This window comes from Dawidia cretensis (assembly GCF_018598175.1).
In the GTDB taxonomy this organism is placed as follows: Bacteria; Bacteroidota; Bacteroidia; order Cytophagales; family Cyclobacteriaceae; genus Ohtaekwangia; species Ohtaekwangia cretensis.
The window spans coordinates 410,300-430,503 of the sequence record NZ_JAHESE010000001.1 but is presented as its reverse complement, the minus strand read 5'-3'; the positions used below and the strand labels follow the sequence as shown (position 1 = coordinate 430,503).

General features: G+C 50.5%; 19 protein-coding genes. 9 read left to right on the top strand and 10 right to left on the bottom strand.

Features of this window, described 5'->3' with window-relative positions; translation table 11 throughout:
• Window positions 1–69 precede the first annotated feature (69 nt).
• The 4 genes from KK062_RS01840 to KK062_RS01825 all read right to left on the bottom strand — a co-directional run bounded on the left by KK062_RS01840 (window position 70) and on the right by KK062_RS01825 (window position 3,699).
• Window positions 70–426, bottom strand: a complete 357-nt coding sequence (locus tag KK062_RS01840; protein WP_254082525.1) for a hypothetical protein — start codon at window positions 424–426, stop codon at window positions 70–72.
• Window positions 427–436: 10 nt separating this feature from the next.
• Window positions 437–1,534, bottom strand: a complete 1,098-nt coding sequence (locus KK062_RS01835) for a FecR domain-containing protein (protein ID WP_254082524.1) — start codon at window positions 1,532–1,534, stop codon at window positions 437–439.
• A 224-nt stretch (window positions 1,535–1,758) separates the two neighbouring features.
• Complete coding sequence (locus tag KK062_RS01830) at window positions 1,759–2,343, bottom strand: RNA polymerase sigma-70 factor (protein ID WP_254082523.1); 585 nt, start codon at window positions 2,341–2,343, stop codon at window positions 1,759–1,761.
• A 69-nt stretch (window positions 2,344–2,412) separates the two neighbouring features.
• Window positions 2,413–3,699: a flavin monoamine oxidase family protein gene (locus KK062_RS01825; protein WP_254082522.1), complete on the bottom strand. Its 1,287-nt coding sequence runs from the start codon at window positions 3,697–3,699 to the stop codon at window positions 2,413–2,415.
• 111 nt (window positions 3,700–3,810) lie between these two features.
• Here KK062_RS01825 and KK062_RS31025 point away from each other — a divergent pair, with 111 nt between their 5' ends.
• The 3 genes from KK062_RS31025 to KK062_RS01815 all read left to right on the top strand — a co-directional run bounded on the left by KK062_RS31025 (window position 3,811) and on the right by KK062_RS01815 (window position 6,501).
• Window positions 3,811–3,858, top strand: coding sequence for a zinc finger domain-containing protein (locus KK062_RS31025; RefSeq protein WP_369075167.1), 48 nt, complete (start codon window positions 3,811–3,813; stop codon window positions 3,856–3,858).
• A 120-nt stretch (window positions 3,859–3,978) separates the two neighbouring features.
• Window positions 3,979–4,644, top strand: a complete 666-nt coding sequence (locus KK062_RS01820; protein ID WP_254082521.1) for a DedA family protein — start codon at window positions 3,979–3,981, stop codon at window positions 4,642–4,644.
• A gap of 54 nt (window positions 4,645–4,698) precedes the next feature.
• Window positions 4,699–6,501, top strand: a complete 1,803-nt coding sequence (locus KK062_RS01815) for a tetratricopeptide repeat protein (protein WP_254082520.1) — start codon at window positions 4,699–4,701, stop codon at window positions 6,499–6,501.
• Between the two features lie 40 nt (window positions 6,502–6,541).
• On the opposite strand, the gene KK062_RS01810 is transcribed toward KK062_RS01815, so the two are convergent.
• Together KK062_RS01810 and KK062_RS01805 are read right to left on the bottom strand one after the other, a co-directional pair.
• Entirely contained in the window at window positions 6,542–7,705 is a 1,164-nt protein-coding gene (locus KK062_RS01810; RefSeq protein ID WP_254082519.1) for an AIR synthase-related protein, read from the bottom strand.
• Window positions 7,706–7,730: 25 nt separating this feature from the next.
• Window positions 7,731–8,474 carry a 1-(5-phosphoribosyl)-5-[(5-phosphoribosylamino)methylideneamino]imidazole-4-carboxamide isomerase gene (locus KK062_RS01805; protein WP_254082518.1) on the bottom strand — a complete coding sequence of 248 codons (744 nt, stop codon included), beginning with the start codon at window positions 8,472–8,474 and terminating at the stop codon, window positions 7,731–7,733.
• A 171-nt stretch (window positions 8,475–8,645) separates the two neighbouring features.
• Between KK062_RS01805 and KK062_RS01800 the strand changes: the two genes are divergently transcribed.
• Window positions 8,646–10,229 carry a TolB-like translocation protein gene (locus KK062_RS01800; RefSeq protein WP_254082517.1) on the top strand — a complete coding sequence of 528 codons (1,584 nt, stop codon included), beginning with the start codon at window positions 8,646–8,648 and terminating at the stop codon, window positions 10,227–10,229.
• Between the two features lie 92 nt (window positions 10,230–10,321).
• Here the strand turns inward: KK062_RS01800 and KK062_RS01795 are convergent, their stop codons facing one another.
• Window positions 10,322–10,876 carry a DUF2911 domain-containing protein gene (locus KK062_RS01795; RefSeq protein WP_254082516.1) on the bottom strand — a complete coding sequence of 185 codons (555 nt, stop codon included), beginning with the start codon at window positions 10,874–10,876 and terminating at the stop codon, window positions 10,322–10,324.
• Between the two features lie 259 nt (window positions 10,877–11,135).
• Between KK062_RS01795 and KK062_RS01790 the strand changes: the two genes are divergently transcribed.
• Together KK062_RS01790 and KK062_RS01785 are read left to right on the top strand one after the other, a co-directional pair.
• Window positions 11,136–11,678, top strand: coding sequence for an LOG family protein (locus KK062_RS01790; RefSeq protein ID WP_254082515.1), 543 nt, complete (start codon window positions 11,136–11,138; stop codon window positions 11,676–11,678).
• 53 nt (window positions 11,679–11,731) lie between these two features.
• Window positions 11,732–12,964 carry an aspartyl protease family protein gene (locus tag KK062_RS01785; RefSeq protein WP_254082514.1) on the top strand — a complete coding sequence of 411 codons (1,233 nt, stop codon included), beginning with the start codon at window positions 11,732–11,734 and terminating at the stop codon, window positions 12,962–12,964.
• A 78-nt stretch (window positions 12,965–13,042) separates the two neighbouring features.
• Here KK062_RS01785 and KK062_RS01780 read toward each other — a convergent pair whose 3' ends face one another.
• Window positions 13,043–13,516: a hypothetical protein gene (locus KK062_RS01780; RefSeq protein WP_254082513.1), complete on the bottom strand. Its 474-nt coding sequence runs from the start codon at window positions 13,514–13,516 to the stop codon at window positions 13,043–13,045.
• A 115-nt stretch (window positions 13,517–13,631) separates the two neighbouring features.
• On the opposite strand from KK062_RS01780, the gene KK062_RS01775 reads away from it, so the two are divergent.
• Entirely contained in the window at window positions 13,632–14,753 is a 1,122-nt protein-coding gene (locus KK062_RS01775; protein ID WP_254082512.1) for an NAD(P)/FAD-dependent oxidoreductase, read from the top strand.
• 66 nt (window positions 14,754–14,819) lie between these two features.
• Window positions 14,820–15,842, top strand: a complete 1,023-nt coding sequence (locus KK062_RS01770) for a sugar phosphate isomerase/epimerase family protein (RefSeq protein WP_438835843.1) — start codon at window positions 14,820–14,822, stop codon at window positions 15,840–15,842.
• A gap of 8 nt (window positions 15,843–15,850) precedes the next feature.
• On the opposite strand, the gene KK062_RS01765 is transcribed toward KK062_RS01770, so the two are convergent.
• Together KK062_RS01765 and radA are read right to left on the bottom strand one after the other, a co-directional pair.
• The gene (locus KK062_RS01765) at window positions 15,851–16,756 is read right to left on the bottom strand and encodes a UbiA family prenyltransferase (protein WP_254082511.1); all 906 of its coding nucleotides are present in this window, start codon (window positions 16,754–16,756) and stop codon (window positions 15,851–15,853) included.
• A 16-nt stretch (window positions 16,757–16,772) separates the two neighbouring features.
• Complete coding sequence (gene radA, locus KK062_RS01760; RefSeq protein WP_254082510.1) at window positions 16,773–18,149, bottom strand: DNA repair protein RadA; 1,377 nt, start codon at window positions 18,147–18,149, stop codon at window positions 16,773–16,775.
• Between the two features lie 111 nt (window positions 18,150–18,260).
• On the opposite strand from radA, the gene KK062_RS01755 reads away from it, so the two are divergent.
• Window positions 18,261–20,204: a DUF3858 domain-containing protein gene (locus KK062_RS01755; protein WP_254082509.1), complete on the top strand. Its 1,944-nt coding sequence runs from the start codon at window positions 18,261–18,263 to the stop codon at window positions 20,202–20,204.

Sequence of the window (20,204 nt, the reverse complement as noted above, 5' to 3'; positions counted from 1 at the left end):
AAACTTCACATCGTCAGAACAGGAATGTCAACAAAGATTCCGTGTCATCCTGGTATGCCCAACAGGTGTTTATTCAAAGCCCCATTTCTGCACTGAATCGGGGTAGTGCTCTTTTACCAGCTCCACGACCATCTCTACCAGGTTACGTACGTCGAGCTCGCTTTTGCGGCCGGGAATTTTGCCCAATAATTCATCGCGCTCCGCGAAGGCATCTTCTGCCATGCGGGCGTAGCGCAAGCCTTGCTCGTGACGCGCGCGTGCGGGACTGACGCGCGAGTTGAGGTCGGCAATTAAGTGTGGCTTCACGGGGCTTTGCGGGCCGGAGTTGCCATGTTGCTCGATGATTTTTTCGGCCAACTTTATTAAGGCCTCGGCTTGTTGCGGCAGCGTGTACGTTGTGGCTGCGTTGGTGGTGTTGTCGTTCATGGTTACCATACTATCCTGAAATAAGTTCGGCCGATTCTACTTCGACTTTGAGATAACTCGTCGAGGAGGAAAGGTCACGCAGTTTTTTGCGGAAGTCGATGGGCTGCCCCGGGTAAATGACCTGCTCCGTTTTAATGCGCATGGTCTTAGGTTTGCCGCCGGGGGTGGCGTAGGTGACCTTGAGAATTACATTCTTATAGGTCGCCAGCTCGGCATGGTTCCATACCTGCCCGTATACTTCCGATTGATGTGCGCGGTCTTTTCGCCAGGCGTAGCGCGTAGTCAGGAAAGCGACCGGATTTTGTTTTTCCTTTTGAAAGGCTGGGTTGTTTGCCCGGCGCCATCCTGCATACGCATTGTTGATGATGGGAGATTTTTTGAAGATTTGGTGCGGGTGGTGAAAGGTTGCCTGCTCGCCATGCACGACCCGTAGAACCTCACCGCGGGTATTGTCCATGCGCGAAAAGTTAACTTTTCCCTCCTTCACCGTTAAGGTTGTAAGCGTATCGGTCTCCTTCACGTTAAAGGCGGTGCCGACCACGCGGGTAATGGTCGTCTTCGTCAATACACGGAAGGGCCGTGTCGAGTCGGATCGCACTTCGAAATATCCTTCGCCTTCGAGGTAGATCCGCCGTTCGGTTATGTTGAAGTTTTTGTCGTAGCTGATGCGGCTGCCCGTGTTGAGCCATACACGGCTACTGTCGGGCAGGTATAAAGTCGCTACGTGATCGCCGGCGGCATGTATAAAGTCCGGTATGTGGGTTGATGAACCCTGGAACTGGGTATAAAACCACGCCCCCACGACGACGAATACAACGGCCGCCGCGACGCGCAACCATGGGCTGTGAAGTATGCGCACATTTTCGCTGCGCTCATCACGCTGCAGGCGCGCCATGAGCCGGCTTAATTCTTCCTCGGTGCCATAGTCGGCCGATGTCAGCTTGAGGCGGCTGCTCGCCCAGATCTTTTTAGCCTCTTCAAAGACTTGCTGGTTGGCTTTTGAATCCTGTAGCCAGGACTCAAATGCCAGTCGCTCAGAGGATTCCAGCTCACCCGACAGGTATGCGGATATTTTATTCCAGCGTGGGGTTGGTGTATCTGCGTTCATCGGGTGAGTTTATACTGGAATTATAGCCGCTGGGTCTTTTTTGTTACCGGCGGAGTATTCTTAACGTAAGTAGCACAGGTATACTGCGAACATGCTGAAAACAGCATGGCAGAGGTGATTAAGATTAAGCCAAGCAGACGTTTCATAAGCGTAATGTGTTTAATGATCAGTAAGCTTATAGCACGCAAGGGTCCCCTTACCCCCAAACGCCCCCCTAAAATTTCTTAAAAATTTTGCGCTTCTATGAAAAGAAGCCTGTAGAGTGCCAGACCGACGACGGCCAGCCATGTGACGATTTCGAGCGAAAGAAAGGGTTTTAGCTCCTGGCGGAGCTTTTCCAGGGCGATACCCATCTGATTTTCAACGGTTTTGAGCGAGATGCCCAGGGTGTCGGCGATTTCCTGGTATTTCAGACCTTCCTGACGGCTGAGGAGGTAGATGCTTTTGCACTTGGCAGGCAGGCGGTCGATGGCCTGGCGGGTGCGGAGCTCCAGCTCGCGAAATTCGAGCGCGTCGGTTTCGGGAAAGGCGCGTAGCATCTCCAGGCCTTTGTAGTCGTCCAATGAAAAAAGACGTTTGTGGGAACGCACATAATTATAAGCCGTGTGCACGGTTGCTTTATAAAGATAATGTTTGATCTGGTCGCCGAAGATGACGTGCGACCGGTTGTTCCAAAGCTTAACAAAAACTTCTTGTACGATGTCCTTTGCGGCATCGCGATCGCACACAATATTATAGGCAAGGTCGCACAGACCTTTATGGTGTTGCCTGAAGAGGCTCGCAAAATCGGCTGGCAAAGCGCTTTCCATCGTCGGACCCAAGTTCAGGGTTTTTCCGGAGGTTATATACTCGAAATATAGACGATGTAATCTTTAATCTTACAAGTGTTTTTCCTTTAGTATTTTTTCGGCGATTGTGGTGCCACTGGCCAGGGCGGCCTCGACAGTGCCCATTTCCGGACCATTATAGTATGCTTCGCCGGCAAAATAAAGTTTGTCGTCTACGGGCACGGCAAGTATTTTGAGCGCTTCGTCGTTGCCGACACTCTTATAAGCATAAGCGCCGCGGGCAAACGGATCGGTGACCCAGTTAAAGACCTTGGCATTGCGAATATGTTGCCGTAAGTATACTTCGGTACAATTAAAAATATAGGCCAGCGAATGAAAAGCCTCTTGTAACAGCTCGTGGTCGCCTTTGCGCAGATGTTTGGTGACGGGCCCGGATAGCCACCCCGATAATAATGTAGATTGTGCGGGATTTTGCGTCCACCACGTCGGAACATACGCGTCGGAAAACAGAAAGTGCAGGTCGGGCATGACGTAGCCTTCGTCTGGCTGAGACCGCTCCCAAAACTTACCTGTAAATTCGATGAGGAATTTGATCACTCCTCCTGTCTCGATACGACGCAATGCCTGCAGGTGCTGGACGGGCTCGGGCGAGAAGGCAACTGCCCCCGCGTTAAGTACGGCCACCGGTACCGTGATTACGAGCTTGCGGCCAATGTATCGTTCGCCTTCGGCGGTGGTAACTTCCACATAGTCCTGCGTGTAGCGTATGTGCGTTACGTTGTTTTTAAAATGAAAAACGACCCCTTGCGCAGTGCATTTGTGTTGTAAGAATTCCATAAGCGGTCCGTATCCCTGTTTGGGCCGGTAGCCAGTCAGGTTTTCTTCGGCCGCCCATTCTTCGCGTAGGGCAAACGCACTGGCTTTGTCGACGTCGGCTGCATCGTAGCCTTCAACCAGGCGTGTGATGTTTTCGCGCAGTGCGCGATGGGCGTCATCGCCAAAGTATTGACGCAGGAAGGCGCCGATGCTCATGTCTTCTTTCAGGCTTCGCAGTTTGTTGTTAAGCTCATCCCACCCTTCGGGCATGATGTCCCCTTTTTGCAGCCGGTGGTGTTGTACGTTCCATGTGGCGCCGTCGCCTTCGTAAAAGGGCATATTGGCTTCCTGCATGAGGGCCGTTGTAAGCGGCAAGTTGCCGTGCATAAACTCGGCGCCGCCTTCGGCTACGGGCACAGTAAAGTTGGTGCGAAGCGTATGGATGCGCCCGCCGATGCGTTCGCGTGCTTCTAATACGGTTACGGATCGTCCGGCCCCACTTAAGGTGCGGGCGGCCGTGAGTCCCGCGGCACCTGCACCTACGATAAGAATATCGACCATAGTATTAAAGTCATAGTAAAATATTAAGCCTACAAAACACGAATATACGAGGCGTATTTTTTTAACGGCAAGGGCTATGTTCTAATTGCGGGGATTAGAAAGCTTCAAGCATTGGGCGGCAGGTCGACGTATTTTTGCCCGGCTTGCCAGAAATTATAGGATTAACGTAAATGTAATAATCGTCCACACCGGCAAAGTCCGGTATGGGTTTCGTTGCCAGAAAGTTGGGTGGAGGGTAAAGCTTTTGTTATTTTCGCAGCGTCTTGACTTTAATCTGATATGGAGCTTATAAAATCCCTCATTGACTTTATTCTGCACATTGACCACCACCTGGTGGAAATCGTTCAGGACTACCAGACCTGGACGTATCTCATTCTGTTTCTGATCATCTTTGCCGAAACCGGTCTGGTGGTCACGCCATTCCTGCCGGGAGACTCGCTGCTGTTTGCGGCTGGTGCGATCATTGCCAAGCCGGAGACGGGTTTGAACGTAGGGCTTATGTTGATTCTGCTGATCATTGCTGCCATTCTGGGCGACCTGGTGAACTACCACGTTGGCAAGGCGATTGGCCCGAAGGCCTTTAGCGGCAAGTTTAAACTTCTGAAACTGGAGTATCTCACCAAGACCCAACAGTTTTATAATAAGCACGGTGGCAAGACCATCATCTACGCACGCTTTATTCCCATCATTCGCACGTTTGCACCGTTCGTGGCGGGTATCGGCACGATGACGTATGGCAAGTTTGCGACCTTTAATATCGTAGGGGCAATAGCCTGGGTGACCAGCTTTTTGATGCTGGGCTTTTTCTTTGGTGGGCTGCCGGTGATCAAGAATAATTTCACATACGTGATCTTCGGGATCATTTTTGTGTCGATCCTGCCGCCGATCATTGAAGTGATCCGCGAAAAGCGGAAACCCAAACCAGAGGGCGTTACGAAGGGCTAATTTTCTTTAGTTGCCCGGCTTCTTTACCTTAGCGCTTCAATGTTACACCCCTACATGAAGACGAGAAGCCTTTTGTCTGCCATTCTGTTTTTTCTTTTTGCCACGGCCGCGCTGGCACAAGACAACGGTTATATTGACAGTTTGAAGCGCGATCTGGAGTTGGCTAAGACTGATGCCGTCCGGCTTGCCACGTTAAAGGAGCTGTCGGGTCTCTACATGGTGCTTGATGCGGCGCAAGCCGATCGTTATGCACTGCAGATGTTGCAGCTTGCCGAACAGACGCGCGACAGGAAATTAATGGTTCACGTTCTGCTGTTGGATGCGCAACGGTATTTCTCCGTGGGTGCCGGTAATCGCGATCAGGCAGCAAAGGCGTTGGTATCGGCAGAAAAAGCACTGGCGTTGGCAAAGACCAGCAACCTGGAAGGATCGCAGGCGGAGGCTTATGTCGTCCTGGCGCGGATAGCACGAAATAATGGTGAAACGGACAAGGCTCTCAATTACAGTAACCTGGCGTTGTCGTTGGCGGCTACCACAGAAGACGATTCTCTGCGTGTGATTTGTCTTGGATCTCTGGGTGATACTTACCTGGCAAAAAAAGAAAGGTTGTTAGCGTTTCGACAATATTTACAGGCGCTTTCGATCGCCGAAGCATTAGGTCATTATGAGCCTCTGCAATTGAGTTATTATAACATGGCGGACTTTTACCACAGTCTGGACGACTATGAGAAGTCAAAAGATTATTTATTCAAGATCCATGCGCTGACGCTTCGTTACCGAAAACCGCTGGACAGGTTATTGTTATACCGCCAAATCGGCATGGTATATATGCGTGCCAAACAGTATGACATCGCGATGGAGTACCATGAGCGGGTGTTGGCTTTGTCGGACTCCATTCATTTTAGCGTAACCCGCGTGAATGGATACATCAGTATTCTTGAGCAATATTTACAAAGCGGTCAGACGGAGAAGGCATTGGCTTATTTCAAGGCTACACCCGATCTGACTACGTTCATGAAGCGGGCTAACCTTGAATTTATTATTTTTCAAACGTACGGGTTTGCGTATGCTAAGCTAGGCCGGTATGATTCTGCGCAGTATTTCTATACCAAAGCGGAGCCGCTGGCGGAAGCCCGCGCGAATACTTCAAACCTGTATAACTTCTACCTGCATCTTGTTCAGCTTTACAAGGATTTGAAGAAGTACGACAAGTCATTAGTTTATCTGCAGAAGGCATATCGGATTGGTGAGAGGTCGGGTAATCTCGAGATGAAGCAAGAGGTTTCACAGGAGTTGGATTCGGTTTATCAGCGGATGGGTGATTTTAAAAATGCCTACTTCTACAATCAGCGCTATCATCAGTATACTGACAGCCTGAAGCTATTAGCTACCGAGAAAGATCTGATGTTGTTGGAGGTGGCGGACGAAACAAAACGTCGCGAGCGGGAAGAATTGAAGGCAGCGGAGGCGCTACATGACCGGCATAACCTTCAGTACATGGGCATTACCGTGGCGATTGCTGCCGTGTTTATTGTACTGGTTATGCTGGGTATTTTTCGGGTGTCAAAAGCTACGATAAAGATCCTGGGATTCTTTGCGTTTATTTTCCTGTTTGAGTTTATCATTCTTATAGCAGACAACCAGATTCACCATGCTACGCACGGTGAGCCCTGGAAGATTATGTTAATCAAGATCGTGTTGATTTCCATTTTACTGCCGCTGCATCATTACCTGGAGGAAAAAGTGATTCATTACCTTACGTCGCATCGCCTGTTGGAAAGTAAGGAATCTCTGATGTCCAAGTTCCGCAGTAAGGAGCACACGGAGACAGATACGGAAGCCGAGGCTCATTCCTAGATCGTTGAGCCTTCGCAGTAAAGCAGTAACTAAATTCCGATTAGTATATAAACTCTCCGAACGGTGTGCGGAGGCTTACTTGTTTTTTGCCGGCCTCTACGCGGCCGACGATCTGTGCGTCGAGGTTAAACGACCGGGCAATGTCGATGACAGTCTGCGCCTGGGCTTGCGGCAGGTATATTTCCATGCGGTGGCCCATGTTAAAGACTTTGTACATTTCTTTCCAATCGGTGCCGCTTTGGTCGTGAATCAGTTTGAAGAGCGGTGGAATGTCGAACAGGTTGTCTTTGATGACGTGCGCGTCGTCGACGAAGTGGAGCACTTTGGTTTGTGCGCCACCGCTGCAATGTACCATGCCGTGGATCTGGCTGCGCAGTTGCCTGAGCACTTCGATGATGACAGGCGCATAGGTGCGTGTGGGTGACAGCACCAGCTTGCCCGCGTTGATGGGCGCTCCGGGTACGGTGTCGGTCAGGCGGCACTTGCCGGTATAGACGAGCCCTGCGGTGACGTTGCCGTCGTAGGACTCGGGATATTTTATTGCGTAGTTTTTGTGGAAGACGTCGTGACGGGCGGACGTCAGGCCGTTGCTGCCCATGCCGCCGTTATATTCGTTTTCGTAGGAGGTCTGTCCGAAGGAAGCGAGGCCTACAATGACATCGCCTGCCTGGATGTTTTGATTGTCGATTACATCGCTGCGCTTCATGCGGCTGACGACGGTGCTATCGACGACGATGGTTTTTACGAGGTCGCCCAGGTCGGCAGTTTCGCCGCCGGTACTGATGATGTTCAGGCCGTGGCTGCGCAGCATGGCGAGTACCTCTTCCGTGCCTTCGATGACTGCGGCAATCACTTCGCCTGGAATGAGGTGTTTATTGCGGCCAATGGTGGAGGACAATAAAATGTTATCAATGGCACCGACGCACAGCAGGTCGTCGATGTTCATGATGATGGCGTCTTGTGCAATGCCTTTCCATACGGACAGGTCACCCGTCTCTTTCCAGTATAAATAAGCCAACGAAGATTTTGTGCCGGCGCCGTCGGCATGCATGATGGTGCAGTAGGCATCGTCGTGGCCGAGGTAGTCGGGCACGACTTTACAGAATGCCTTGGGAAAAAGGCCCTTGTCTAAATTACGGATGGCCTGGTGGACATCTTCTTTGGAGGCGGATACGCCGCGTTGATTATAACGATCGGAATTCAATGGAAGGACTGTTAGCGAAAGCGAGTTATATTTCCTTTTTGATCAGGAATTGTTCCAGGTCTTTAAGGTTGAGAATACCTTCATAGTATGCCTTGCCGAAGATGACCGCGAAGATGCCCATGTCGTTGAGCCGCTTGATGTCGTCTACGCCGCGTACACCGCCGCTGGCGAGTACGCAGACGTCGGGGAACGTATCGAGTATGTCCTGGTAAAATTCAAAGGCAGGACCTTCGAGCACACCGTCGTGCGATACGTCGGTGGACTTTACATACTTCAGGCCGCGCGAGATGAAATAATCCAGGTGCTCCATGAGCGTTTGCTGTGTGCGGCGTTGCCAGCCACGAAAGAGCATCTCTTTGGTGGTGCGGTCTACTACGTCGGCACCAAGCGTAATTTTTTCACGACCATAGGAAATGATCCACGAAGCAAAGAGCTCGGGGTTTGTTACGGCAATGCTGGCGGCGGTGATATATTCGGCGCCATATTCGTAGGCTTTGCTGATGTCGCCGTCGGTGGAGATGCCACCGGTGAAGTCGACCTTTAAGTTCGTGTGGCCGGCGATGGTTTCGAGCACGTGCCAGTTTACGGGGCTGCCTTTTTCGGCGCCGTCGAGGTCAACCAGGTGCACAACGTCGATTCCATGATCTTCAAACCGCTTGGCAAGGTCCAACGGGTTTTCGTTGTATGCCTTTTCACTGCTGGGGTCGCCTTTTCGCATCTTGACGACGGTCCCTTTGCGAATGGCAATGGATGGAATGACCTGGATCATTTTACACGGTTTTTTCTGGCAGCGAAGTTACGATGCAAAGCCGAAAAACCCCGAACGGCAACTGAAAATCTGGAAATAATTCACCCCCTTGGAAATTGCTTTCCTGCCGGACGGAATTGCGTAATTTTAGCTATTCCATTCTATTTCCCTGTTTCTATTGGTATTCACCCTATGACAAAAACTTCTCTTCTTTTCCTGCTGCTCGGCTTAACAGCGTTGCCGGCCTGTGCCCAATCCAAGGTGCGCAAGTTGCCCGGCATCATCAATCACCCGTCGCTTGACGTGTCGTCGCCTTATATCAGCCATGATGGCAACGCACTGCTTTTTGTCTCGAACAGTGGTCAGGATGGCGCGCCGGCAGTGATGTACACGTCGCGTGAAACGGATTGGTCCACGCCCGTGGAACTGCCCAAATATCTCAGTACACGTCTCAATTTTTTCTACGGCTATGCGCTCAGCGCCGATGGTAGGAAGCTATACTTTACTTGCGCTAAATCGCCCGTGGTAGGCGGTTATGATATTTTTGTTTCGGAGCTGAAGGGTACAACCTGGAGCACACCGGAAAATTTTGGGGCGCCCATCAATTCCAAGCCCAACGATGGTTGTCCGTCGTTTACCCCCGATGGCAATGCACTATACTTTATGCGGTGCGACAAAATGGACCAGCGTAAAGCCGGTGGTTGCCAACTCTTCCGCACGGTAAAAAAATCAAATGGTCAATGGGAAGAACCCGTGGCGCTGCCAGAGTCGATCAATACCGGCAACGCTCAGGCCCCACGCATTATGGCCGATGGTGAGACGCTGATATTTTCGTCTGACAAAGCCGGTGGTAAAGGCGGCATGGACCTATATATGTCACGCCTGAAGAATGGCAGCTGGTCGGCTCCGGTGCCGTTGGATTTTGTCAATACAGCCGAAGACGATCAATATGTAAGCGTGGCAGCGCTGGGGCGCTATTTGTTGAAGGAAGCCCCTGGCTCACGGAATAATCGCGAGATCACCGAGTTCCTGATACCTGACAATCTCCGGCCGAAAGGTATTATGAAGTTGGAAGGCAAAATATCGGATGCCTCGGGTGCGGCTACGCCCGCGTATGTTTCCGTGTCTGATATGACTACGGGTAAACGTGTTTATAACGGTCGCCCTGCGGGCGATGGTTCGTATTATGTCTACTTGCCGGAGGGTACACGATATGAATTGTCGGTAGATCCGGAACAAAGTCAGGTGTCGTACTTCTCGCGGCAGTTGGATTTGACAGGTGACAAGGTGCCGCAAAAAGAGAAAGTAAATGTGACGTTAAAACAACCGGCCGTGGGTGACGAGATCGTGTTGGATGCCGTGCAGTTTAAGCCTTCTTCCAGCACGCTGCAGGCTACGTCGGACAATGCGTTGAAACAACTTGCACGCTTTATAAAAGCGAACCCCGGATTTAAGTTCGAGATCCAGGTTTTACTGAGCGGCTATGTGGAGGATGCCAATCGGTCGTCGGCCGACCTGACGGAAGTTTCGGTCGATTCGATTTATACGAAGTACGACGACATCGATTCCCTGGGACAGCTGTATAAGCGCGACACGATTATGGTCAAGAAGCTTTTTCATAACGACCGCACGCAGGCGCAGGCCCAGGCGATCATCAACTTCCTGGTATCGCAGGGTGCTTCATCGGGAAGCATTACCTACTTCGTCAACGCTATTCCGGCGGCGTTGCCGGAAAATAAAAAGCTTACTGTGAAGGCTGTAGTTAGAAAGGGGTGATCTGAGATTGGCTCGGCAGTCTGAAGACTGCCATTGTGGTGGTCCAAGTCGCCCTCCCTTCGGTCGGAAGACTTGAACCAGGGCTCGGATGTTTAGTAGGTAAAGGGTACGGCGACGAGGGTTTTATCCCACATCAGGACCATTTCTACTTCTTCGCCCAGTTTTTCGAAGGCAATGGTAAATTGTTCGAATTCGCGGTCTTGCAGGACGGGATGGACCTGTACCTGCAGCACGTCGCGGTCGGGTGAGCGGTTTGCTTCACCGTCGGAGCTGACACCCCACTGGCCGTATTCGCTGTTAAAGATGATGGTCCAGGTGTCTTCACCTGGAATGGTCCAGAGCGAGTATCTGCCTTTGCGAAGGGTTTTGCCGTCGAATTTGAGGTCTTGCGAGGTTTGGAAGGTGGTGGCTTCGTTGGCGCCGGTACGCCATACTTTGCCGTAGGGCACCAGTCCGCCATAGATAACACGGCCTTTTTTGAAGGGTCGGTTATACAAGACGTTGACGGTGAGCTTGTTTTGGCTAAAGACGACCTCCTCTTCCGGACTAAAAGATTTGGTCTGCTTTTTCATGTAATACATGGTCGCCCACCCTAAAATAATCAGGACGGCCACGGCCAGTCCGGAGATGATCAGAAACTTTTTCATACAAGGAGACTAAGGGTTCTGACCCAATTATTGCCACGGAAACATTTTTTATGTGTTCTGATGCAAAATACTGGGACACCCCCTATTTTTACGAGCCTAAAATTAATAAAGTTATGGACTTCGCATCTTGGTGGCCTTTTTATGTTGTGATCGCACTTTTTATTCTGGCGATCGTGTCCCCTTGGATCTTCCCCAATAAAATGGTGAGTAAGAACAAGCACGACAACAAATTCTAATCCCCACACGGGATTTTCCTCTTATGAACATCTGTGTTTTCTGCGGCTCGCGGCATGGCAACGCTGTGGCGTACGAAGCGGCGGCAAAAACATTTGGCAGTCTGTTGGCACAAGAGGGCCACACTCTAGTATACGGCGGCGGCAACGTTGGGTTAATGGGCGTAGTGGCCGACGCTGTTTTAGCCGGTGGCGGTAAGGTCATTGGCGTCATCCCCGATTTTTTATTGCAGCTCGAGGTTGGGCATCGAAATGTCACCACCCTGGAGGTAGTAGACACGATGCATGCCCGCAAAAAGCGTATGGCCGATCTTTCGGATGCCTTTGTCGCCATGCCGGGTGGCTGGGGCACGTTGGACGAACTGGCGGAAATTCTCACCTGGAAACAACTCGGCCTGATCACACAACCTGTGGGTCTGCTGAACACGCGTCAGTTTTTTGATCCGTTGTTAGCACAAATGCAATGGATGGTGAGCGAGGGCTTCCTGGACGCCAATCAACTGGCGCTGCTCCTCCGCGAAAACACGCCTGGAACACTTTTATCTGCCATCCACACCGCAATACGGTAGGACATTCGTGTAATTCCCTTATCTTACCAGTAAACCTTCTGGCCAGACACGTTATGATCAGGAATTTTCTGGTTTCTGTTTTGTTTTGCTATGGCATTTTTCCTGCGGCCGCACAAAATTTAGGATTCTCCATTGTCGACGGCCAACGGAAGGTACAGATGCCCATTGAGATCTATAACAACCTGGTGGTCTTACCGGTTGTGTTAAATGGAACCTTGCCGCTGAAGTTTATTCTCGATACGGGCGTACGCACGGCCATTCTCACTCAAAAGACTTTTTCGGATATTCTTAACCTGCCCTATTCCCGTCGGTATACTATCTCCGGGCCGGGTGGTGAAAAGCTCGTTGATGCTTATGTGACTAACAATGTAACGATCGAGCTGCCCGGCATTCAAGGCCGTGGCCATGCCATGTTGGTGCTGGAAGAGGACTACTTGCAGCTGCGCAACTATATGGGTACAGACGTGCACGGCATTTTGGGTTATGAGCTATTCAGCCGTTTTATTGTGCAGGTGGATTATGAGAAGAAAGTGCTGACGCTGACACTCCCGGAATATTTCCGCAAACCGCGCAAGTACCAGACGCTGCCGATGAAGATTGAAGACACAAAACCCTACATCATCACGCCGGTGGTGTTGCAAGATGGTACGTCGTTTAACGCCAAGTTGCTGATGGACTCCGGTGCCAGTCATGGGTTGTTGTTAGACCCCACGACCGACAACCGCATTCAGGCGCCGTCGCAAGTAATTAGTAGTGTGATCGGCCGCGGGTTGGGCGGCGAGATCACCGGAAAGGTGGGTCGCATTCGATCGATCGAAATCGGCTCGTATAAATTGATGAATGCCATCGCGAATTTCCCCGACCCCAATAGTTATACCGATACCTTGAAGACGGGTAATGTTTTTCGGAACGGCGCCGTCGGCGGCGAGATCATGAGCCGCTTTAGCATCATCTTTAATTTTCCGAAAGAAGAAATATACCTACGCAAAAATGCGCAGTTCAAAAAAGGATTTCACTATAACCTCAGTGGGCTCATCTTAAAGGCACGGGGCTCGCAGTTAAACATCTTTGAGATTTCGGAAGTCCGCAAGCAGTCGGCTGCTGATAAGGCTGGTTTGTTGGCCGGCGATGTTATTCTCAGTATTAACGGTGTAATGACGCAATATCTGAGCCTTAACCACGTGAACGGATTTTTTAACAGTAAGCCGCGCAAGAAGATCCGGTTGGAGATTAACCGCAAAGGTGAGCGGATGCGAAAGGAGTTTACGTTGGAGGACCAGATTTAAACCAGCGTGAGTGTGAGAGCAAGAGCGAAGATGTTCCGTTTTCTTCGCTCTCACGTTGTTTTTGGCAGTCTCTTTTGCTTATATCAGTTTGCCGATTTGTTTTTTGCGTTTTTGGTATGCCTGGTACAGGTACAGTTGGGTGCGACGAAACTTCAGGGAGTTCTTTACGGTATTGTAGAGGGCGTCGGCAGAGAGGTTTTGTTTGAGCAAATAGTCCAACGCAGCACCTGAGCCTGCGGCTTCGTGGTAGTTGGAGTTTTTCAGGACGGTGATGGGAATGTCCTTCGTTTTGCGGTTGTTCGACAGCTCGCTGACAGTCTCACGCAGTTGTAAGTTGCCGAGGTTGTCATCAATAAAAATGAAGTTTGGATTAAAACGTATCAGTCGTTCGAGAATACTTTTGAGGTCGAACGCAATTTCCGTAATGATCTTCTTGTCGCGTACTTGTTGGAGCTTTTCCAATACAACGCTGAGCTCGATTGGGTTGTTGCCAATCAACAGGACGTTTAAAGGTTTGGTGGCCTCAGCCGATATAGTTGTTTCCTTAGACATGCTAACTGTGGGTCGTAACAACATCTAACGTAAAAAGCCTCCCCAAAAGATTCTATTCTCGCGGAAATATTTTTTTGACTGCCCGGTTTTCCCCTTTTCGTATTATTTTGAGGGGATGGCAGAAGATAAGATCATCATTGTTGGCGGGGGTCTCGGTGGACTTATTGCGTCTCTCCGGTTGGCGGAGGCTGGTATTCCATCGATTGTGATTGAAAAGCGCACTTATCCGCAACAGCGTGTGTGCGGTGAATACATCTCGCACGAGGTCACCCCATTTTTGAAATCGCTGCGTGTGTATCCAGAAAGTTTACATCCTGCACAAATCAGCCGTTTTCAACTTTCGTCGGTTTCCGGGCGCTCGGCTGTGTTGCCGCTCGATCTGGGGGGCTTTGGCGTGAGCCGCTACGCATTTGACAACTTTTTGTATTCACGTGCGCGCGAAGCAGGGGTGGAATTTTTGCTCGATACCGAAGTACACGCGGTGCATTTTGCCAACGACCGTTTTGAAGTAAAGACGGCTGACAGATCGTTTGAAGCACGTGTAGTGATTGGTGCCTTTGGCAAGCGGTCGCGCATCGATGTGCAGCTGAAAAGATCGTTTGTACAAAAGCGGTCGCCGTATGTGGGTGTGAAGTACCATGTGCGCGTGCAGCATCCGCACGACTTGATTGCGCTGCATAACTTTCCCGGCGGCTATTGTGGTATGAGTCATGTGGAGGATGGTAAAGTAAATCTCTGTTACCTGACACACCGTGATAACGTGAAAGCATATGGCAACATTCGTGACATGGAACAGGCGGTGTTGTATCAAAATCCCTTGCTGCGCAACATCTTTATGGGGGCGGAGTTTCTTTCGGCCAGGCCGGAGACGATTAATGAGATATCCTTTGAGACCAAACAGCCGGTAGAGGATCATATACTCATGCTGGGTGATGCGGCGGGTATGATCACGCCGTTGTGTGGCAACGGTATGGCCATGGCTATTCGTTCGGCGAAGATCGTGACAGACCTGTTGATACCGTATTACCATCGCGCGGCCCCCGACCGGGCAGCGTTGGAAAAATTATATACCGCGCAATGGCGTGCGCAGTTCGCGGCGCATTTGTGGCGGGGCAGGCAGATACAACGGCTGTTTGGAAGCGAGACGGCCTCGCGCCTGGCGATCGGTCTGGTGGTACATGTACGGCCGCTGGCGAAGGCTATTGTGCGGAGTACACACGGTTCGGTGTTTGCTTAGCGTTACGCTTGTGTGGTTATATGTTAAGAAAGTTCTTATATTCCATAACACAAAATTCTTACAACCATGCGTAACGAAACCAACCGAAGAAATTTTATCCGTTCACTAGGACTTATTACCGCCGGTGTAACGGTAGGGCCTTCTTTCCTGGCCTCTTGTACAGGCAAGCCTACACCCGAAACTAAACCTGCAGACTCTACCGCTACTACTATGGAAAAACCAACGGAATTATTTTTCAAAATTTCACTGGCGCAATGGTCGCTGCATCCGGCGCTCTTCGGTGGGCAGTTAAACAATCTTGATTTTCCCGCGAAAGCTAAAAACGATTTTGGTATTTCCGCTGTGGAGTATGTCAACCAGTTCTTTAAAGATAAAGCGAAAGACCAGGCTTACCTGGCTGATCTGAAGAAACGCTGCGACGACCTGGGCGTGACCAGCGTATTGATCATGTGCGATGGCGAAGGTGAGCTCGGTGATGTCGACCCGAAGAAACGCAAGCAGGCTGTGGAGAACCACTATAAGTGGGTGGAGGCTGCCAAGTTCCTGGGCTGTCATTCTATTCGCGTAAACGCTGCGGGTGAAGGCAAGCGCGAGGAGGTGGCCAAGTCTGCCACGGACGGGCTACGTCAACTTTCAGAGTTTGCCAAGACACACAACATCGGTGTGATTGTGGAGAACCACGGCGGCTTCTCTTCCGACGGCCAGTGGCTAAGCGGCGTAATCTCGGGCACCGGCATGGACAACTGCGGCACGCTGCCGGACTTCGGCAACTTCTGTCTTAACCGCACGAAGCCTGAATCAAACACGCCGGAAGGGTGGGCTAAGACCAAGTGCCTGGAAGAATACGATCGTTACAAAGGCACACAGGAGCTGATGCCGTTTGCAAAAGGTGTAAGCGCGAAGACGCACGACTTCGATGAGCAAGGCAACTGTGTGGAGACCGACTATAGCAAGATGTTGTCGATCGTTAAAGCCGCTGGCTATACCGGTTACGTTGGTATTGAATACGAAGGCAACAAGCTTTCGCCGGAAGAAGGGATTCGCGCGACAAAGGCGCTGCTGGAACGCGTAGGCGCTACCATTGCCTAACCTATCCGTTAGAAAAGTTGAATCAGCTGGGTCGAGTCCAGCAACAGGTATATAAAGAATGCATTGAGACATGTGGCTGAAATAAAATTCAGCCACATGGTCGATGCATGGTTAGCCCGCGATTCATCCTGCCATACCCGCCAGAACCACGCGAGGAAAAACAAGACCACGGGAGATAGCGCCGCCAGGAAAATAAACTCGTAACCCTGGCCGGGATAAAAAGAATAGAAGTACGCTATGAATCCGGCGGCGACCAGTGTAAAGACTCCTCCTACAAACCAGAATGTACCACGCACACCGAGCATACGACTGAAGGTATGATCGCCACGCTTGCCGTCTTCTTCATGTTGATATACTTGTGTGATGGGATAGGTGCCCAGCAACTGGGCCGTGCTGAGCAGACCGGGGATCAGCACCGTGGGTTTCAGGGCGTTTTCCACTGGAAACCGGTTTATGCCCATGTAGCACATGACGAAGGTAAAAAGTCCCTGAAATAGTCCGACGATCAACCAACTGGCGACGGGGTATTTTTTCAATCGCACCGCTGGGTGGCTATACGCTTTTGAGATGATCCCGTAGATGAAGATCAGTATGGCAAAGGTGATGCTGATCTTGACCACGGCCAATACGATGGCGATGAGGTCAAACAACAACGACAGGTAGTACAGCCCGAGGTTTACCTTGGGTGGATTCTTGAGTCCGCCGATGCTTTTTTCGTCTTTGTCGAAGTAGCTGTTGTATCCATTGCTGGCGGGATATAAAAAGAGGTGCACGATCAGGAACGTCCACAGCAGGGGGTTGGGGCTGATGTTGGGCGAGACGGCGAGGCTGAATAGAAACACAGGCAACAGATAGTACGAGAAGGGTATGCGCAGGTGCAGCCAGGCAGATCGTGAAAACAGGGAGCGTATCATGCTATTGCGAGGATGATTAACCAAAAAGATCCTCGAACACGTCCGTGAGCTTGGCGAAAGCTTTTACGCGGATGCGGGTCTTTTTGAGGTCGAGGGATTTTGTGCTGAATTTGGATACATAGATCTCTTCAAAGCCCAGCTTCTCGGCTTCCGAGATGCGTTGGTCTACCTTGTTCACGGTGCGGAGCTCACCGCCCAGGCCGATCTCGGCGGCAAAGCAGATTTTGTCGGATACCGGTATTTCCTGCATGGACGAGATGATCGAAATACAGACGGCCAGGTCGATGGCGGGGTCTTCTACTTTTATACCGCCGGCCATGTTGAGGAAGACGTCTTGTGTGCCCATGCGGAAGCCGCAGCGTTTTTCGAGCACGGCCAGTAACATGTTCAGGCGTTTCTGGTCATAGCCGGTAGGGGTACGTTGTGGCGTGCCGTAGGAGGCGGGGCTGACGAGTGACTGAATTTCGATCAACAGGGGTCGGTTGCCTTCGATAGTGGCGCCAATGGTTACACCGCTTAATTGGCCTTCCTTCTGCGAGATTAAAATTTCCGAGGGGTTTGATACTTCGCGCAGGCCGGTGCCGAGCATTTCGTAGATGCCTATTTCGGAGGTCGAGCCAAAGCGATTTTTCGTTGTGCGCAGAATGCGATAGGCCAGGTGGCGGTCGCCTTCAAATTGGAGTACGGTGTCGACCATGTGTTCCAGCACCTTTGGCCCTGCCAGCATGCCGTCTTTGGTGATGTGGCCGATGAGAAATACGGGGATGCCGGTCTCTTTGGCGAACTTCATCATTTCGCCGGCGCACTGCCGTACCTGGCCAACGCTGCCCGCGGCGGAATCCATCACAGGCGAGTATAGCGTTTGGATGGAGTCAATGATGACGAGCTGCGGCAGCACGGAGTCGATGGCCAGGAATATATTCTTGGTATTCGTTTCGGTCAATACAAAGAAGTTTTGCGAGCTGTGGCCGATGCGGTCGGCGCGCATTTTTATTTGTTGTTCGCTTTCTTCGCCCGATACATATAGCACCCGCAGGGATTTCATGCCCAATCCGACCTGCAGCATAAGTGTCGACTTTCCAATTCCGGGTTCACCGCCGATTAGTACAAGTGAGCCGGGGACGATACCGTCACCCAACACCCGGTTTAGTTCCTGGTCGCCGGCACTCACGCGTATTTCGCGCGAAGATTCTACTTCGTGTAGTGCCTTTGCTTTTACCGTTTTTTGCCGGCCATTGTCCTGGCGCCAATCATTTTTATTATTGTTGTCTTCCCTGGTTACAACTTCTTCCGCAAATGTATTCCACTCATTACAAGAGGGGCACTTACCGAGCCATTTTGCGGATTCATACCCACAGTTCTGACAGAAGAATCCTGTTTTTACTTTGGCCAATGTGATTTAATTAAGATTACGGGATTACCCCATTACAAAAGTAGCGATAAAGTTGCTCGATTTCAGTAAACTTACATCACCAAAAAATCTGATCTAACCTGTAGTAGTTGTATGAAGGCATTAATCTTCGGGCTTCACCTGGCCCTGTTGGCACCGTTATGCGCGGTAGCCCAGAAATCCCCTGTTAAGTTTGGCGAAATTCCGATGGACGACATGACGATGAAGACCTATACGAAGGACTCTTCGGCATCGGCGGTAATCCTATCGGATTATGGCGAGGCATACATTACGTTCACTGCGGTGGACGCGAATTTAAGCTTTGAACGGCACGTACGGATCAAGATCCTGAAAAAGGATGGATTTGATTTGGCGGATGTTGAAATACCGCTCTATCACGAAGGGACTGACGAGGAACGTGTTTCCAAATTGAAAGCCACGACCTATAATCTGGAGAATGGCAAAATTGTGGAGACCGATCTTTCCAAGGATGGTATTTTCAAAGAGAAATTCAATCGTAACATCAACCTGCAAAAATTTACCTTTCCCAATGTGAAAGAGGGTTCGGTACTGGAGTATTCCTATACTCTGGTTTCGGAGTTCATTACCAACTTTCCGGATTGGCAGTTTCAATATGATGTGCCCGTTCGCAGGAGCGAATACTGGGCGTTGTTTCCGGAGTACTTCACCTTTCAGAAATATATGCAGGGCTATATCGCACCGACGGTATATGAAGTAAAGTCTAAAAACAACACCGACTTCCGGATCGACGCACACCATTGGGTGACGGAAAATGTTCCGGCATTTAAAGAAGAGCCTTTCATGACCTGTAAGAGTGACTATGTCTCTAAAATAAACCTGGCGCTTTCGCACATAACGATTCCCGGCCAACCGATTAAAGAGATCATGGGGACGTGGCAAAAACTCAATACTACCCTGCTGGAGAGCGATGGATTTGGTAAGACGATAGCCGGCTCAGGTTTCTTAAAAAAGAAGGCGGAGGAGCTCACGGTAGGTATGACAGATCCGCAGCAGAAAGTAGCGGCCATTTTTAGTTATGTGCAGAAGTCTCTGGAGTGGAATGGTACAAAGGATATGTATGCGGATAATCTCAAAACCGTATTTGAGAATAAAAAGGGAACGGCTGCCGATATCAATCTGGCCCTGGCCTCCATGCTCGAAAAGCTAGATATACCCGTAGACATGGTATTGCTAAGTACGCGCGACCACGGTTTTGTGCGGGAGCAATACCCGATGGCGAGTCAATTTAACTACGCGGTCTGCTCGGTGACACTCGGTGACAAGGCGCTGTTGCTGGACGCCACAGATCGTTTTCTGCCCATGGGGATTTTACCAGAGCGCTGCCTAAATGGTCAGGGATTGGTTATTTCAAAAACAAAACATGGTTGGATTCTGATCCAGCCTAAAGCCAAGGCACGCACGGTGGTCAACACGGAGTTGGTGCTTAACCCTACCGGTGAATTGAAAGGTAAAGTAAAATATACTCATGAAGGGTATGCTGCCCGCGAATTCCGCCAGGCATATTTTGCCAAAGGCGAGCAGGAATATGTAAAGGGTTTTTTGGCAGATAAGACATGGGAAGTAGAGAGCAGCGAATTCCAGAATCAAGCGGAGGTCAGCCAGAGTGTAAATCAGCTGCACGCGCTTAACATCAACGAACATGCTACCGTGGCAGGTAACATGATTTATATGAATCCGTTCGTGGTGGGTCAGACCAAGGAGAATATCTTCAAGTTGGAGGCACGCGAGTACCCTGTTGACTTTGGTAAGCCCATGGAAAAAACCTATTTATGCCGCATTACCCTGCCGGATGGCTATGCCGTAGAGGAGCTGCCAAAACCGAGAGTAATAATGTTGCCGAACAATGCCGGAAAGTATACTTATAGCGCCACTCAGAGCGGCAATCAATTGAACATTGTAAGCATGTTGCAGATCAACAAGAGCTTATTTGTAATGGATGAGTATCCTCACCTGCGTGAGTTTTACAATCAGCTGGTTGCGAAGCAGGCTGAGCAGATTGTGCTGAAGAAACTGTAA

What these genes read in the sequence shown, in the direction of transcription:
- KK062_RS01840 (WP_254082525.1), bottom strand. Translation starts at nt 426, where the DNA reads ATGAACGACAACACCACCAACGCAGCCACAACGTACACGCTGCCGCAA.
- KK062_RS01835 (WP_254082524.1), bottom strand. Translation starts at nt 1,534, where the DNA reads ATGAACGCAGATACACCAACCCCACGCTGGAATAAAATATCCGCATAC.
- KK062_RS01830 (WP_254082523.1), bottom strand. Translation starts at nt 2,343, where the DNA reads ATGGAAAGCGCTTTGCCAGCCGATTTTGCGAGCCTCTTCAGGCAACAC.
- KK062_RS01825 (WP_254082522.1), bottom strand. Translation starts at nt 3,699, where the DNA reads ATGGTCGATATTCTTATCGTAGGTGCAGGTGCCGCGGGACTCACGGCC.
- KK062_RS01820 (WP_254082521.1), top strand. Translation starts at nt 3,979, where the DNA reads ATGGAGCTTATAAAATCCCTCATTGACTTTATTCTGCACATTGACCAC.
- KK062_RS01815 (WP_254082520.1), top strand. Translation starts at nt 4,699, where the DNA reads ATGAAGACGAGAAGCCTTTTGTCTGCCATTCTGTTTTTTCTTTTTGCC.
- KK062_RS01805 (WP_254082518.1), bottom strand. Translation starts at nt 8,474, where the DNA reads ATGATCCAGGTCATTCCATCCATTGCCATTCGCAAAGGGACCGTCGTC.
- KK062_RS01800 (WP_254082517.1), top strand. Translation starts at nt 8,646, where the DNA reads ATGACAAAAACTTCTCTTCTTTTCCTGCTGCTCGGCTTAACAGCGTTG.
- KK062_RS01795 (WP_254082516.1), bottom strand. Translation starts at nt 10,876, where the DNA reads ATGAAAAAGTTTCTGATCATCTCCGGACTGGCCGTGGCCGTCCTGATT.
- KK062_RS01790 (WP_254082515.1), top strand. Translation starts at nt 11,136, where the DNA reads ATGAACATCTGTGTTTTCTGCGGCTCGCGGCATGGCAACGCTGTGGCG.
- KK062_RS01785 (WP_254082514.1), top strand. Translation starts at nt 11,732, where the DNA reads ATGATCAGGAATTTTCTGGTTTCTGTTTTGTTTTGCTATGGCATTTTT.
- KK062_RS01780 (WP_254082513.1), bottom strand. Translation starts at nt 13,516, where the DNA reads ATGTCTAAGGAAACAACTATATCGGCTGAGGCCACCAAACCTTTAAAC.
- KK062_RS01775 (WP_254082512.1), top strand. Translation starts at nt 13,632, where the DNA reads ATGGCAGAAGATAAGATCATCATTGTTGGCGGGGGTCTCGGTGGACTT.
- KK062_RS01770 (WP_438835843.1), top strand. Translation starts at nt 14,820, where the DNA reads ATGCGTAACGAAACCAACCGAAGAAATTTTATCCGTTCACTAGGACTT.
- KK062_RS01765 (WP_254082511.1), bottom strand. Translation starts at nt 16,756, where the DNA reads ATGATACGCTCCCTGTTTTCACGATCTGCCTGGCTGCACCTGCGCATA.
- KK062_RS01755 (WP_254082509.1), top strand. Translation starts at nt 18,261, where the DNA reads ATGAAGGCATTAATCTTCGGGCTTCACCTGGCCCTGTTGGCACCGTTA.